The organism is Sphingobacterium ginsenosidimutans (assembly GCF_039536865.1).
Classification (GTDB): domain Bacteria; phylum Bacteroidota; class Bacteroidia; order Sphingobacteriales; family Sphingobacteriaceae; genus Sphingobacterium; species Sphingobacterium detergens.
The window spans coordinates 776,026-791,624 of the sequence record NZ_BAAAZK010000002.1 but is presented as its reverse complement, the minus strand read 5'-3'; the positions used below and the strand labels follow the sequence as shown (position 1 = coordinate 791,624).

Annotated in this window: 15 protein-coding genes; 9 read left to right on the top strand and 6 right to left on the bottom strand. The window is 40.2% G+C overall.

Annotation, left to right across the window (positions count from 1 at the left end; translation table 11 throughout):
• The first annotated feature begins 295 nt into the window (after nt 1–295).
• Complete coding sequence (locus tag ABFX33_RS03140; protein ID WP_346084238.1) at nt 296–1,474, top strand: thiolase family protein; 1,179 nt, start codon at nt 296–298, stop codon at nt 1,472–1,474.
• A gap of 96 nt (nt 1,475–1,570) precedes the next feature.
• Here the strand turns inward: ABFX33_RS03140 and ABFX33_RS03135 are convergent, their stop codons facing one another.
• Entirely contained in the window at nt 1,571–1,789 is a 219-nt protein-coding gene (locus ABFX33_RS03135; protein WP_046672939.1) for a hypothetical protein, read from the bottom strand.
• Between the two features lie 396 nt (nt 1,790–2,185).
• Here ABFX33_RS03135 and ABFX33_RS03130 point away from each other — a divergent pair, with 396 nt between their 5' ends.
• From ABFX33_RS03130 to ABFX33_RS03120, 3 genes are all read left to right on the top strand, one after another.
• Nucleotides 2,186–2,920, top strand: a complete 735-nt coding sequence (locus ABFX33_RS03130; protein ID WP_346084236.1) for a histidine kinase — start codon at nt 2,186–2,188, stop codon at nt 2,918–2,920.
• The gene (locus ABFX33_RS03125) at nt 2,910–3,635 is read left to right on the top strand and encodes a LytR/AlgR family response regulator transcription factor (RefSeq protein ID WP_346084235.1); all 726 of its coding nucleotides are present in this window, start codon (nt 2,910–2,912) and stop codon (nt 3,633–3,635) included. Before ABFX33_RS03130 ends, ABFX33_RS03125 begins: the two co-directional genes overlap by 11 nt.
• A gap of 175 nt (nt 3,636–3,810) precedes the next feature.
• Nucleotides 3,811–6,081: a cation:proton antiporter gene (locus ABFX33_RS03120; protein ID WP_346084233.1), complete on the top strand. Its 2,271-nt coding sequence runs from the start codon at nt 3,811–3,813 to the stop codon at nt 6,079–6,081.
• 68 nt (nt 6,082–6,149) lie between these two features.
• On the opposite strand, the gene ABFX33_RS03115 is transcribed toward ABFX33_RS03120, so the two are convergent.
• Together ABFX33_RS03115 and ABFX33_RS03110 are read right to left on the bottom strand one after the other, a co-directional pair.
• Entirely contained in the window at nt 6,150–7,274 is a 1,125-nt protein-coding gene (locus tag ABFX33_RS03115) for a DEAD/DEAH box helicase (protein WP_120258130.1), read from the bottom strand.
• A gap of 196 nt (nt 7,275–7,470) precedes the next feature.
• Entirely contained in the window at nt 7,471–7,662 is a 192-nt protein-coding gene (locus ABFX33_RS03110; protein ID WP_077434921.1) for a cold-shock protein, read from the bottom strand.
• Between the two features lie 405 nt (nt 7,663–8,067).
• On the opposite strand from ABFX33_RS03110, the gene ABFX33_RS03105 reads away from it, so the two are divergent.
• Nucleotides 8,068–9,354: a Gfo/Idh/MocA family protein gene (locus ABFX33_RS03105; protein ID WP_346084232.1), complete on the top strand. Its 1,287-nt coding sequence runs from the start codon at nt 8,068–8,070 to the stop codon at nt 9,352–9,354.
• Nucleotides 9,355–9,532: 178 nt separating this feature from the next.
• Here the strand turns inward: ABFX33_RS03105 and ABFX33_RS03100 are convergent, their stop codons facing one another.
• Genes ABFX33_RS03100 through ABFX33_RS03090 form a run of 3 tightly spaced genes read right to left on the bottom strand, consistent with a single transcriptional unit; the run spans nt 9,533 to nt 11,430 of the window.
• Nucleotides 9,533–10,153, bottom strand: a complete 621-nt coding sequence (locus ABFX33_RS03100) for an alpha/beta hydrolase (RefSeq protein WP_346084231.1) — start codon at nt 10,151–10,153, stop codon at nt 9,533–9,535.
• Between the two features lie 11 nt (nt 10,154–10,164).
• A complete protein-coding gene (locus ABFX33_RS03095) occupies nt 10,165–10,464 on the bottom strand; it encodes a GNAT family N-acetyltransferase (protein WP_120258127.1) in 300 nt (99 codons plus the stop codon).
• Between the two features lie 33 nt (nt 10,465–10,497).
• Entirely contained in the window at nt 10,498–11,430 is a 933-nt protein-coding gene (locus ABFX33_RS03090) for a ring-cleaving dioxygenase (RefSeq protein WP_346084230.1), read from the bottom strand.
• 486 nt (nt 11,431–11,916) lie between these two features.
• Between ABFX33_RS03090 and ABFX33_RS03085 the strand changes: the two genes are divergently transcribed.
• The 4 genes from ABFX33_RS03085 to ABFX33_RS03070 all read left to right on the top strand — a co-directional run bounded on the left by ABFX33_RS03085 (nt 11,917) and on the right by ABFX33_RS03070 (nt 15,599).
• Nucleotides 11,917–12,405, top strand: a complete 489-nt coding sequence (locus ABFX33_RS03085) for a nuclear transport factor 2 family protein (protein ID WP_346084228.1) — start codon at nt 11,917–11,919, stop codon at nt 12,403–12,405.
• Nucleotides 12,406–12,518: 113 nt separating this feature from the next.
• Nucleotides 12,519–13,343: a glycoside hydrolase family 16 protein gene (locus ABFX33_RS03080; RefSeq protein ID WP_346084226.1), complete on the top strand. Its 825-nt coding sequence runs from the start codon at nt 12,519–12,521 to the stop codon at nt 13,341–13,343.
• 151 nt (nt 13,344–13,494) lie between these two features.
• The gene (locus tag ABFX33_RS03075) at nt 13,495–14,073 is read left to right on the top strand and encodes a helix-turn-helix domain-containing protein (RefSeq protein ID WP_259178541.1); all 579 of its coding nucleotides are present in this window, start codon (nt 13,495–13,497) and stop codon (nt 14,071–14,073) included.
• 185 nt (nt 14,074–14,258) lie between these two features.
• Entirely contained in the window at nt 14,259–15,599 is a 1,341-nt protein-coding gene (locus ABFX33_RS03070) for a DUF5690 family protein (RefSeq protein WP_346084225.1), read from the top strand.

The window sequence follows — 15,599 nt, the reverse complement described above, 5'->3', positions numbered from 1 at the left end:
TCGCTCTTGTTAAAAAGAGCGGAATGTCTAACCGAATTTAGCGAAAAGCGTTGGCTTTTCTGCAAATATTTATTGTTTATTTTTTGTCAAATAGATTATGTAGGGAACTTTTTGCTCTGTTTTTTTTCTATTTATTTTGTTTTGGCCTAAAAAATAAAATAAGAGGGTTCGCTTGTTTGTGTTATATTTTTTATCTTTAGGAAAGGAATGATACCAGTTTTGGCTGATGAATCCTCAGTTGAATCGGGTCGCAAGTCTATTGAATTCAAGAAAAAACAATTATAAACAGAATAACATGTCAAAAAGTGTATTTATCGTTGCGGCAAAGCGTACGCCAATAGGAAGTTTTGGAGGTGGATTATCATCGGTTGCGGCGACAGCGCTGGGGGCTCATGCTGTCCGTGCTGTATTGGATGAGACTGGGATTGCTGCAGACCAAGTCGATGAAATTCTGATCGGTAGCGTTCTGCAGGCTGATTTGGGGCAAGCTCCCGCCCGTCAGGTTGCACGGCTTGCCGGCTTACCTGATCAGGTAACAGCGACTACAGTAAATAAAGTCTGTGCCAGTGGAATGAAAGCCATTGCTTTTGCCGCGCAATCTATTTTGTTGGGGGATGCCGATGTGGTCATTGCCGGAGGTATGGAAAATATGAGTAAAGTCCCTTATTATGCGAATACAATGCGCTGGGGTGCCAAGTTCGGAGGCCAGAGTTTCGTTGATGGTTTGCAACGGGACGGTTTAAGTGATGCCTATTCAAATGAACCAATGGGCAGTTTTGCTGAATTATGTGCTGAGAAATATGGTATCGGCCGGGCCGAACAGGATGAGTATGCGATTAATTCCTATAAGCGGAGCCTGGAGGCTTGGCAGAAGAATAAATTTATCAAGGAGGTCAGTCCTGTCGCTATCCAAGGACGCAAGGGTGAGCAGATAATCTCCAGGGATGAGGAGTTTTCACAGGTCAATTTTGATAAGATCCCCGAATTAAAACCTGCATTTAAGAAAGATGGAACAGTAACTGCCGCGAATGCATCCACATTAAGCGATGGGGCGGCTGCGGTATTATTAATGAGTGCTGAGAAAGTGAAAGAACTGGGATTGCAACCATTGGCTGAAATCATAGCCTATGCTGATGCAGAACAAGCGCCAGAATGGTTTACGACAAGTCCCGCTATAGTAACGGAAAAGGTTTTGAAAAAGGCTGGACTAACGAAAGATGATATTGATTATTTTGAATTTAATGAAGCTTTCTCTGTTGTTGCACTTGCAAACGCTAAAATTCTGGATATTCCAATGCGTAAGGTGAATATCTATGGCGGGGCAGTTTCCCTGGGTCATCCATTGGGTTGTTCCGGAGCGAGAATAGTCGTTACCTTAACGAGCATTTTACAACAGGAAGGCGGGACAATCGGACTTGCTGCAATTTGCAACGGTGGTGGTGGTGCTTCGGGAATGATTATAAAAAAACTATAATGCTTTGTCCAGATAAGTATTTATTTTAAAGTAAGTACTTATCTGGACAAAGTCTATTCTTTGGTTGATGACAATGTGCCAGAACATTGATTGAGGTTATTCCTCATAAAGGCGACTTGCCTCAACGCCATGAAGTGCAAGTTCAGACTCGATCTCTGTCGGATTGAGTCGGATGCCTTCAATGGTTAACAGGTTGTAAATAGAATCCAGATCTATTTTCCATTCATGGATACCATTTAATTTTTCAACAGCTTGTTTGATCTTGTCTACAAGACTGGGATGTTGTGCATTAGTTTCGAAAATGAGCTTTTCCATCGTGTTTCATATTAGGCCCGATTAGAACAAATCAGGCAGGTTTAACCAAAATAGCGTAGACAATCATTTGATCGGCTAATTACAATACTCTCAATATAAGAAGAATAATCTGAAATTAATAGTTTGAAGTGACTAAATTGTAATGAAACTGTTAATTTTTGTAATCAATACCTGCAAATTTTATAGTTAATAAATAGCATTTTTTGCCCTGTGTTTTGAGCGGTATTGTCGTCGGAAAGGTGGGTTTAACCAAGTTTTGTATTATAAGGGAATCTTCTTAACGGATTTAAGTAGAACTTGCGTGAAAGAAGCCAGCAGTTAAATAGCAGGAAGATCATTTAGATCCTGTTTCATTTTTCGTTACTAATAAAATTTTAATTAAGTTTGAGTGGAATCATGACTACTGAACTTTCCAATATAATGATCATATTGCTGCTTGTAGCAGTCGTTGTCCTGTTGATTTTGTATATATTATTAATACAGAAATACAAAAAGCTCAGGGTGGAAGAGCGACGGCATCAGGAACTTTTTAAACGAATGGATAATGAGCAGATGGATCATGTGCATCGCAATCGATTAAACCCACATTTGCTGAAAAATTCGCTCAATGGTATCCTTTCCCATGCTTATCAAACCTACTATACAATGGATAAGCTGGCTATGGTATTGGATTATGTATTATATGAAAGTGAAGAGGAACTGGTCTCCCCAAAAGCAGAGATCGAGTTTGCCCGTAATTTAATTGAAGTCAATAAGGTTAAGTTGAGCCCCTTGTTTGATATGCGGGTTAAATTTGATATTGATGAATTGAATGAATCATTATTGGAACGTCCTTCACTGGTACCATTGATGACTGTAGACCTCATCGAAAATGCGTTTAAGCATGCTGATTTTCACCATCCCGACTCCTTTATTTCGATTGTACTTAGCTTTCGCAATGGTCTGCTGGAATTGACTGTCAGCAATAAAATATCGAAGCGCTCACCCTTGTATAAAACCAAAGGTGGAATAGGCAGTAAGACGTTGGAGGAACGGCTGATGCTCTATTATCCAGATAGGCATGAATTAAAACGTTTTGTAGAAAATGATGTCTATAACGCCTACCTTCAGATCCGATTGTATGAGAATTGAAAAAAACCTGAAATGCATTTTACTGGATGATGAACTGCCGAGTTTGCGGTTTTTGAAGATGCTCTGTGAACAAATTCCCGGTCTGGAGGTGGTTAAAGCATTTAATGATCCTGCCGTTTTACTTAAGGAGTATAAAAGTCTAAACTTTGATTTCTGTATTTTGGATATTGAAATGCCTCAGTTTAATGGCTTTGATGTTGCTAAGGAACTGGGAGACTATCCCATTGTTTTCTCCACTGCCTATAAACAGTATGCCAGCGATGCTTTTGATATCAATGCGGTGGATTACATGCGTAAGCCAATATCGCTGTCACGTCTACAGCAAGCGGTATTGAAAGTAGAGCAGGTCATCAATAGCCGATCAACTGAGTCTTCTCCTTTTGCTCAATTCAATACCAATAAGGGGAAGGCAATCCTTTACTTCAGTCAGATCAGCTATGTCCAGATTGCGGAAGTAGATAGTCGCGACAAGACCGTATTCCTTGGGGATGGATCCACTATTTTATTGAAAAATATCAGCTTCGATAGGTTACTCTCGCTGTTGCCGGAACAGGATTTTATCCGTATCAACAAAAAGGAAATTATCGCCCTGAAAATTGTGAAATTCTTTTCAGCTGATGTGATCACCAGCAGTCTGGTCGATGAGCAGGATGCAGCTATTCTTTTTAGCTTAGGAGATTCTTATAAAAAATCATTCCTCGAAAAATTCGCTTGATTACAAAATTCGCGGGGTTCATTACATATTTTCCTGTTCTTCCTTCCCGGTAAGGTTTAAAACTCCTGTAGAATTCTATTTTTGTTGTAGTTCTCTTCCCAAAATTGATGCATTGACGACTTTGGGATAGACTTTTACATGCTGTTATCACCTGATATTATTTAAAGCGAAAAAGATGAAGAAATACAAGAATACGATTTTTTATGTGACGTTAATTGGTACGCTGCTCGTGGTGATGTACTGGGTGATCCATTTGGGAGCACAATTGCAAAGCCAGGAGATGCTCCATGGTGAAAAGATAAGTCAGGGGGCCTGGCAGGATTTTAAATCGACTTTATTACATAGTCTTCAGCATCCATTGGCAATATTGCTCGCACAGATTGTGACGATCATTATTGCTGCCCGGATAATGGGCTGGATATGCATCAAGATTAAACAACCTGTTGTGATCGGTGAAATGCTTGCCGGTATTATATTGGGGCCTTCCTTATTGGGGCTTTATTTCCCTGAATTCTCCCATACACTATTTCCCGTTGAATCCCTGAGCAACCTACAGTTTCTGAGCCAGATCGGCTTAATCCTGTTTATGTTTATTATCGGAATGGAACTTGATCTCAATGTGCTGCGAAATAAAGCACATGATGCTGTGGTGATTTCACATGCGAGTATCGTTATACCGTTTACATTGGGAATTTCCTTAGCTTACTTTTTATACCTGTACCATCCACCGGCGAATGTGGAGTTTTTGTCCTATAGCTTGTTTATCGGTATTTCGATGAGCATTACTGCTTTTCCGGTCCTGGCAAGGATCGTACAGGAGCGCGGACTACAAAAAAGTAAACTTGGGTCGATGGCCATTACCTGCGCCGCTGCCGATGATATTACTGCCTGGTGTATTTTGGCTGTGGTGATTGCGATCGTGAAGGCCGGCGATTTTGCAAGTGCTTTATATACGATCGCGCTTGCTATTGCTTATGTGCTGCTGATGATCAAAATTGTACGTCCCTTTTTGATGCGCGTAGGGGAGGTGAAGGGGACGCGTGAGGGACTGAATAAACCTGTTGTTGCGATATTTTTTATTGTCCTTTTATTGTCTGCTTACGCAACCGAAGTAATCGGTATACATGCGCTGTTTGGTGCTTTTATGGCCGGAGCGATTATGCCCGAAAGCAGCCGTTTCCGTACAGCATTTATCGAAAAAATCGAAGATGTATCCACCTTATTGTTATTACCGTTATTTTTCGTGTATACAGGATTGCGTACACAGATCGGTCTATTGAATGATCCACAACTATGGATGATCACCATCGTGATTATTTTGGTCGCCGTAATTGGAAAGTTTGCCGGTAGTGCATTGGCCGCCCGCTTTGTCGGACAGAGCTGGAAGGATAGTTTGAGCATAGGTGCATTGATGAATACCAGAGGACTGATGGAACTGATTGTATTGAATATCGGTTACGATCTTGGTGTATTAAGTGCTGAGTTATTCTCTATGATGGTTGTGATGGCATTGATCACGACCTTTATGACCGGTCCTTCGTTGGATTTGATTAATTATCTATACCGACCCAAGAAACGCTCGTTACAGGAAGAAATCCAGAATAAATCGAAATTTAAAATTCTCCTGTCATTTGCCAAAAGCAATACTGGGATTTCATTGCTTCATCTCGCAGATGCGCTTACATTAAAATCAAAAAATACGGCGGAAATTACAGCATTGCATATCGAACCGTCCAATGAGCTCCATCATTATGAAGTAGAAACGCAGGAGCAGGATAGTTTTCGGGAAATAAAGCAAGTTGCACAGGATTTGGAACAACCTATTCAGACGATTTTCAAAATTTCCAGTGACATTGACAGTGAAATTGTGCAGACCTCAAATGAGCAAAGTCAGGATCTGCTCTTGTTGGGTGTCAGTGAATCCATCTATGAAGGTAGTCTTTTGGGACGCTTTTTGGATTTCACCTCGCGCATTATTAATCCGGAGAAATTGTTTCATACGGTCACAAACGCCGAATCACCGTTTGCTACCTTTGACCGAAATCAACAGATCAATGCCAAAGTCAATGCGATGGTGGGAATTTTGATTGACAAAAACTTTGTCAAAGCACGTCGTGTTATTGTTCCGATCCTATTGAAAAACGATGAATTCCTATGCGCACTTGTACAGCGATTAATTCACCATTCGGATGCGCAGGTGATGGTATGGGATTTTGATCAGATCCTACGTACCCATGAAAGCTTTCGGGAGAAATTAAGACAGTTGGAGCAACTTGTGCCCAATCATTTGACGATCTTGGAGGAGAAGAATCTTGATGTTGACTTGTGGACGCAACAAGATCTGATGCTTATTAGTTTGCCTTGCTGGCATAAAATTGTCAATAAAAAGATGGACTGGCTCCATCTTACACCATCCACTTTGCTGCTTGCAGACCGAAAAAAATAAAAGATTATATACAAAACGCGCCGCAACTAAATAGTTGCGGCGCGTTTTGTATATAATAAAGCTGGAAGTTATTTCCCGACCTTATTCACTTTGATTTTTAATCCGATCAATTTTTCAATATCACTTAAATAAGGTCTTTCTTCGACATCACAGAAAGAGATGGCATTACCTTCTAACCCCGCTCTACCTGTCCGACCGATGCGGTGTACGTAGGTTTCCGGTACATTCGGTAGGTCGTAATTGATGACCATAGGTAACTGTTCAATATCTATTCCGCGTGCGGCAATATCAGTAGCGATCAGAATTTTCAGCCGATTTTCTTTAAATTCACCCAATGCTTTTTGTCGTGCATTTTGTGATTTATTACCGTGAATTGCAGCAGCACGAAGGCCATTCTTTGCCAATAATTTGACAATTTTATCCGCCCCATGTTTTGTACGGGAAAATACAATCGTACGGTCTTGCTTAAATTGCTTAAGCAGGTTTGTGAGTAGTTTTATTTTCTCTTTTTTCTCTATAAAATAAACCGATTGATTTACTTTTTCAGCAGTTGAACTCACTGGAGTTACGTCTACTTCAACAGGTTTGTGGAGTATACCATGCGCAAATTTGCGAATATTGGGCGGCATCGTTGCTGAGAAAAACAGGGTCTGTCTTTTCTCCGGTACTTTTGCCAAGATCTTTTTGATATCGTGGATAAAACCCATGTCGAGCATATTGTCAGCCTCATCAAGGATCAAGACTTCAATTTTATCCAGAAAAACCAACTTCTGATTCATCAGATCCAATAGACGACCTGGTGTAGCAACTAAAATATCCACACCTTTTTTTATTTCTTTGACCTGTCTGTCTTGATTGACGCCGCCAAAAATGGTGCAATAATTTAGTTTAAGATGTTTGCGATATAAATTGATATTCTCACCGATCTGTATGGCAAGTTCACGTGTTGGTGTGAGGATTAAAGCGCGGATAGGCATTGTTTTACCATGTGCATTGTGCTCAGACAAACGCTGTAGTAAAGGTAAAGCAAAGGCTGCCGTCTTTCCGGTACCCGTTTGTGCACATCCGATAAGATCCTGACCGCTTAATATAACGGGGATCGCTTTTTGTTGGATTGCAGTAGGGGTTGTATATCCTGTTTCTGAGATTGCTTTGAGAAGAGGAGAAATTAAATTGAGTTGTTTGAATTCCATTAAAATATAACTAGGAAAATAAGCTTAAACTAAAACCCTTTATGTTGTCTCAATCCTATTCAATGATTGATTAGGGGCATTGTTGTGTCGCCTGAATATGAATAAGTGTATTGAAAATAACAAGGGAAGAATACGAAAAAGAAATGGGATAAATCATTATGAATTACCCCATTAACAAGAAAGTGTATTTTTTGGATTACGCCAATTTTACGTTTGTAGCGTTGATTCCTTTTGGAGTTCTTTCTACATCATAAGTTACAACGTCGCCTTCAGATACTTGGTTCTTAAGAGCAGAAACGTGTACGAAAACGTCTGCGCTACCATCCTCTGGTGTAATAAAACCAAAACCTTTAGTTTCATTGAAAAATTTAATTTTACCTGTATTCATTATTTTTAATTAAGTCCTGCAAGGTAGGGATAATAAATGATTAATCTTTTATTTTTCGTTGAAATAACAAAGTTTTTTTTCCTTCTTAACATTTAATTAATGATAATCAACCTTCAAAGGGTGTAGGACCTGTTTTTCTATTGCCTTGAAAGTCAGTTAGTGAACTGCCTTTAATAGGGTTCTGTAACAGATGCATCTGGATGCATATCGCCAAGAGCCAATAAAAAACATGAACGGGTGGAAACAAACTTATTCTGTCATCTTTCACCTGGAGATTTTCTACTAGGGCGGTTATCTTTATTAGTTTTAATGTCGATATATATTTTACAATGATTTTGGTAAGGGCTTAAATTGAATTTTGTATTTTCATCGAGAACTTAAACCAAGAGCATATAAACCAACATAATGATGAATAGAAAAGACTTTATCCGGACTTCCAGTATTTTAGCCGCAGCATCGTTCATAGGCAAAAGCCAGGCATCCAGTTTATTTACACAGCCAATTCGAGTAGGTGTAATCGGGGTCAATGGGATGGGCTGGTCTGACCTGAATGCTTTGTTAAAGCAACAAGGGGTAATCTGTACCGCACTTTGTGATGTCGACGAGAATATATTGAACAAAAGGGTGAAAGAACTTCAGGAAAGAAATATCAAGGTGGCCAGCTATGTTGACTATAAAAAGATGTTGAGCAGTTCGGATGTGGATGCCTTGATTATCGGAACGCCTGATCATTGGCATTGTCTACAGATGATCGATGCCGTGAAGGCAGGTAAGCACGTTTATATCGAAAAACCTATCGGGAATTCTATTCAGGAATGTCAGCTGATGCTGGCGGCAGCAAAGAAAAGTAATGCTGTTGTTCAGGTAGGGCAATGGCAGCGGAGCCAACAGCATTTTAAAGATGCCATTGATTTTGTACATTCGGGTAAGCTCGGGAAAATACGTTTGGTCAAGGCTTGGTCGTACCTGGGCTGGAAAAATAGTATTCCTATTCAACCTGACGAACCTATTCCTGCGGGGGTCCATTACATGGACTGGTTGGGGCCGGCCACAAAAAGACCTTTTAATATCAATCATTTTCATTTTAATTTCAGGTGGTTTTGGGATTATGCAGGCGGTCTGATGACAGATTGGGGCGTACATATGCTCGATTATGCTCTGCTGGGCATGAAAGTCTCCGATCCGAAATCCATTATGGCTTCGGGTGGAAAATTTGCCTTCCCGGATGATGCTGGGGAAACACCGGATACCATGACTGCAGTTTACGAGTTTGACAACTTCAATATCCAGTGGGAACATGCCAAAGGAATAGATTTAGGACCTTACAGCCGTAACCATGGTGTTGCCTTTATTGGAAATAATGGAACCTTAGTCTTAAACCGTAACGGTTGGGAAGTCATACCCGAGAAGGGAAGGATGGAGGCCGTTGCATTGCGACCATCCGTTGACAATGGACTGGAGAAACATATGGCAAACTTCGTAGATGCTATTCGACAAAAAAATCCACAGCTGCTGCATGCCCCGCTTGAAGCCGGTGCGCATATTGCTATTTTTTCGCAGATGGGGAATATTGCCTATAGAACTGGGCAGAAGCTCTACTGGGATAAAGAAAAACAACGTTTTAATGACGAAAAGGCAAATAAATACTTAGCATCAGTATATCATAATGGGTATAAGTACCCCAAGGTTTGATAGCGGCTGGCAAGACCTGCTATCGAGGCCGCAACCAATCGGGAGCTGATGACTTCAAAAAAAATATGCTGACTTTGAACCGTTAAAATTAACGCAGCTCAAAGTCAGCATATACATAGCTTTTCCGTCAAAGGGCTGACTGATGGCCTACTGTTGCTTGTGCAGCTTTTGCGGACGCCTAACGAAAGACAAACTGGTTGGCAATCGTAATCTCTTCCTGATTAATTGAATGACCGAAATTTGGATAAACAGCTAGTTTAACATCCGCATTTTGTGCTTTCAACATTTTCACCGTCGCATTGACGCGTTCCAGTGGAACATGAAAATCGGGATCACTTGTACCGATAAATATCGGTGTTTGCCTAAAATCTCCGCTATACTTGCTTAAATCTATCTCTTCGCCAATAAGTCCGCCAATAATGGCAACAGCGCCTCCATAACGTTTGGCATGTTGTGCCAGAAATTCAAGTGTCAGGCAAGCTCCTTGAGAGAATCCGAAGAAATAGATGTTTTCAGTCTTGATCCCCTTATCCAAAGCAAGTTGTACCGTATTTTCAATGACTTGAATTGCCGAACTTAACCAAGGTTCATTACTTTGCTCAGGCGCCATAAATGAATGTGGATACCAGGTGTAATTGTCGGCTTGCGGTGCAAGTAGTGCGTAATCCCCCACATTCAGATAAGCAGACGTGCTCAAGATATCCGTTGCATTCCCGCCGCGGCCATGAATCATAATCAGTGCCTTTTCTGTATTTTCTAAACTGTGTCCAGCTGTTTTAATATTACTTGAGTGACTCATTATAGTTTTTCCTATACTGTTTTCTTAAACCATACATCGTCATATATGTCGGGATGACGATGGAATTGCGCATTTACATATGGACATAGTGGGACAATCTTCATGGTATTTTCCCGAGCATAGGAGACCAGTTTTTCCAACAGTATTTTTGCGAATCCTCTGCCTTCAAAGGCTTCGTCGACCTCTGTGTGGTAAACAACCAGTTTGCCATCGATAATGGCTATGCTCATTAAGCCAGCTTTTGTTTCATCGGAGAACAATTGAAGTTCGCCACGCTGATTCTTATCCAGTACAATTTCTGTTCTTTCCATAGTTTTACTGTATTAATATTACTTACTTTGATCCTAATCTATTTTTGGTAATGACGCTTCGATTTCTGACCGGTGGTTCTCGTATTGTTTTGGCAACTTGAGGTCTGTCCCCAAGCTTTCCAAAGGTTCGTCGATGGTAAATCCGGGATTGTCTGTTGCGATCTCAAACAAAACACCGCCCGGCTCACGGAAGTAAAGGGAGAAGAAGTAGTCCCGATTAATCTTCGGTGTAATATCCAAGCCTGCCGAAAGTACTTTTTCGCGGTAGTCCATCAGGATATTATCATCTTTTACACGAAAGGCAACATGATGATTAGTGCCAGCGGCATTGCGACCGAAGGATAAATTGGGGTCTGCAAGAATGTCTACAATATTTGCGGTCCCGATACTGTCCGTAGACAATCTATAACGTCCGTTTTCTTGTCCTTGTACAGTGTAGCCCAAGATATCTGTCAAAACCCGTAATGTGGGGTCAGCTTCCTTCAGAGAAAGTGTAATATTATGAAAACCCTTTAATGCGTTTTCGTCCTTTATTTCCGCTGTAGTCCATACACTTCTATTATCCTTGGTCGAAGGCTCAATAAATTGGATTTGTAATCCGTCAGGATCTGTGAATGAAATCAATTTCTCACCAAAAATTTCGTCTTCCTGAAAAGCCACCTGATGTTCTTTTAACCTATTTTTCCAGAAGTCCAGGCTTCCTTCAGGAACAGCGTAACCGATATGGGTAGCCATACCAGCGCCCTGTCTACCTTTACCAATACCTTCCCAAGGGAAAAAGGTCAGTATAGTGCCCGGATCTCCCTGCTCATTACCGAAGTAAAAATGATAGGTACCTGGGTCGTCAAAATTGACGGTTTTCTTTACCAAGCGAAGCCCTAGTACACCGGTGTAAAAATCGAGATTCCGTTTTGCGTTATCAGCTATCGCTGTAATATGATGCAGTCCTAATATGTTATTGTCCATGGTTGTTGTTTTTTATTTTCTTAACTGATGTAAAATTACGGCAGCTGAGAAAAAAAATCATTGAACTAGATTAATAAAAACAGGAAATGAACTTTTTGTTTTAGTTTGTTGGTAACTTTTAAAAAGGGGCGGTCTTTAAACAAAACCTTCATGCTCTTTATAAGCACCAACAGCCATGAAAATCAACTGAAGGTTCTTTCTGATCAATAGAAAACAGACAATTCAAAAAAAAACACCTGAAGTTGGGGACTTCAGGTGTTTCTAACCTAACCAATTATTAACCTAAATTTATGAAATGTATATTTCTGAATATTATACTATCGGAATATTTTCAATTATCATGCCATCTTTTTTATTTTTAACCGTTCATAAAGGTTGCTGTTTAAAACAAAATACTGCGGCTAAATGTTGTTTACCTATTATCTCCTAAAAGAGAGGAGCGTGAGTGATAAGTTCTTTTTTGCACTAAATAACGGTTTGAAAACAATGAAAAAAAATATAAATTTTACTATACTGGCGGCTCTAATATGTCTCTTATTTACCGGATGCCAACAAAAAAGCCAGCATAATAAGCCCGGAGAAAAGGATCAGACCCAGCTTGAGGTCAATAAAGAGAATAAGCGGATCGTATTGGACTTCTATCAGCAGATGTTCGGTGACAAGGATCTGTCGGCAGTGGACAAATATATTGCGCCGGAATATATCCAGCATAATCCCGAAGTAGCAGATGGTGCAGCAGCATTTAAAGCCGCAGCGGCAAAGTGGTTTGAAGGGCAGCCAAAAACCAAGGTAGACGTGCAACGTATTGCTTCAGACGGTGACCTTGTATTTATCCATGTTAAGAATAAAAACCCTGATGGGAGTCTCACCTCTACAATAGATATTTTCCGGTTGGAAAATGGAAAGATTGTTGAACATTGGGATGCACAGCAAGATGTACCAAAAGAGTCTGCAAATGGGCATCCGATGTTTTAATCAAGACTGTTTTTTATATTAATGCTAGTTCCTTTTTAAAAAAGGCCTTATATTTAATACGCTATCAATAAATTGGGTAGTTTTGTATTGAAGATAGAAAATAATTAATCTAAATGAAGCGAATTTTAGGCGCAGGCCTGTTTTATATCCTTATATCAGCTTGTAGTGTTCATCACAATCCAAAGGAAAATCCACAGGTATACCTACAGAATCCGGGACGAGAAACGAAGAAATGGAAACTCGTGTGGGAGGAGAATTTTAATTCACCCAATTTGGATACGACCAAGTGGACCCGGATTCCCGCTGGTGGAGCAGACTGGAACCGGCACATGAGTTTGGATGATGCCTGTTTTGGTTGGGAAAAAGGGGAATTGATTCTGAAAGGTATCAATAATACAGATCGGAAGAAGGACGAAAGACCCTTCCTGACCGGAGGAATATGGAGTAAGGGGAAATTTGCCTTCCAATATGGGCGTATTGAAATAAGAGCGAAATTAGGGAGTGCTCAAGGAGCCTGGCCAGCAATGTGGATGCTGGCGGAGTTGGATAAATATGGTCAATACCCTCGAAATGGTGAAATTGATATCATGGAACACCTCAATTTTGATGATATTATTTATCAGACAACTCATTCGCATTATACGCTGAATTTGGGACAAAAGGATAATCCTAAGCATTCGGGGACAGCAAAAGTCACCTCCGGAGCGTATAATGTCTATGGCATCAGCTGGTATCCAGATCGAATTGTATTTCAGCTCAATGGCGAAGATACATTCACTTATCCGCGAATAAGTGGTGTTGATGCATCCCAGTGGCCTTATGATCAACCTTTTTACCTGTTGATAGACCAACAGCTAGGCGGTAGCTGGGTAGGAAAAGTAGATCAGAAACAATTACCTGTCGAAATGCGGGTGGACTGGGTTAAGGTTTATCAATAACCGGACTGTGGTTACCACCTATTAATATAGCGTTACTATAGTGTTTGCTATTTAAGATGGATTAGCGATTCAATGGTAATCAATAGATGAATTAAGTGACAAAAACTTAACATACCGACCGGGAAAATAATGTTTATTTTTGACCCCAATTATGGAAGATAATACAATATTTAAGATAAGTTATAAAATAAAGGAAATCCGCAAGGAGAAGGGGATAACGATACAGGAAGTGGCTGATAAAGCTGGCGTAAGTAAGGGCCTGATATCACAGATTGAGAATAATCGGACAATACCTTCATTGCTGGTGCTGATTAATATTATTAACGCGCTGGATGTCGACCTGAATGAATTTTTCAAAGACTTTAATTCCGACCTCGATGCAGGTCCTGTAGTTGTTCGAAAAAAAGATAGCTATACAGCCTTTGAAAAAGAGCATGCTGTTGGATTTAACTATAAACGTATTTATACTTCCGCAATGGATAGTTCTACCATGGATATTGTGCTTCTGGAATTACTTCCTGATGCGCAGCGCCCAATGGTGGAAACAGAAGCTTATGAATATAAATATATTATCAGTGGACAGGTGGAATATGTATTCCAGGACCAAACGATTAGACTGGAAGAAGGTGATTCTATTTTCTTTAATGGACGATTGTCGCATACACCACGCAATGTAGGAAAGGAAAAAGCCCTTATGCTAATTGTTTACTTTTTTGAGAACAAACGCTAACAGAATTCTATCGGAGCATCATAAAAGCATCATTGACTATTTCAATGATGCTTTTTTTCTACCCCAAAATATCGGTTCGATTATTTATATTTGTTTATAAATACTTAACAAAAGTTTAGTGTTGTGTTAATTTCCAGAATTTACTTTTGATTGCGGACAATGAGGTCCGTCAACAATTCTAAATCATGGATTTGAACCAGCGAATAAAAAGACGTATAGCGGGATTAGATGAGCGTTCGGTGGCCATACTACTGGCTATTACAGCATTTTTATGTTATACAAGTATGTATTCATTCCGGAAATCATTTACCGCTTCGGCTTTTGCCAATGAATCTATTTTAGGCATAGATTATAAAGTCTGTATGGTTATTATTCAGATGTTGGGTTATTTGGTTTCAAAATTCTACGGAATTAAATTTATCTCTGAAAGCAAGCAGCGTCATAGAGGGCGTTACCTGATCGCATTGATCTGTATTTCATGGGCCGGTTTGTTGGCTTTTGCGCTTGTGCCTAAACCATGGAATGTCATTTTTCTTTTTATCAATGGTTTTCCGCTGGGAATGGTCTGGGGCTTGGTGTTCAGTTACCTCGAAGGACGTCGGTATACAGAAATCATGGGGGCGGTGATGTCTGTGAGTCTAATTTTTGCCTCCGGTTTTATCAAGACTGTCGGTCGTTGGTTAATGGCTACATTTCAGGTTGATGAGTTTTGGATGCCTTTTTTGACAGGAATGCTTTTTTTCTTACCCTTTGTGCTGTGTGTCTGGATCCTCGAAAATGCGCCGGGACCAACAGCACAAGATAAATGTTTGAGGACCGAACGTGTGGCAATGGATGCAACGATGCGCAAACATTTTTTTAAAGTATTTATGCCGGGCATTATTTTGACCATTATCATCTATACGATGTTGACGATCCTACGTGATGTAAGGGATAATTTCGAGATAGAAATCTGGCAAATGCTGCATCTCAAAGGCGCCGGAATTTTTGCCAAAGTTGATGGAACGATAGCATTAATTGTCTTAATTTTAATAGGCTGCCTGATAATGGTAAAAGACAATCTGAAAGCATTTAAACTGATTCATTATATGATTATTTTGGGGTTTCTTACGGCTGGGATTTCCACCTATTTATTTACCATGCACTGGATCGGAGGTCTCAGTTGGATGTTGTTGGTCGGTTTGGGACTTTACATGGCCTATATTCCCTATAATGCCATTTTTTTTGAACGGATGATCGCCACCTATCGCATGAAAAGTAATATCGGTTTTGTCATGTATATGGCGGACTCCGTTGGTTATTTAGGGAGCTTTTTGATTTTAATGAATAAAGAATTTTTGCCAAATTCAGTCACCTGGGGCGCCTATTTTATCCAGCTGGTCTATCTTGCCTCCATTATAGGCGCTATTCTGGCGATCTTTTCGCTCGTTTATTTCGTCCGCAAGAAAGAGCAGATGAAATCAAAGAAAGGTGGTGAATTGGTTCAGCCCTGGCAGGCATCCAGTGGCGAAGTACAAATAAGTTAA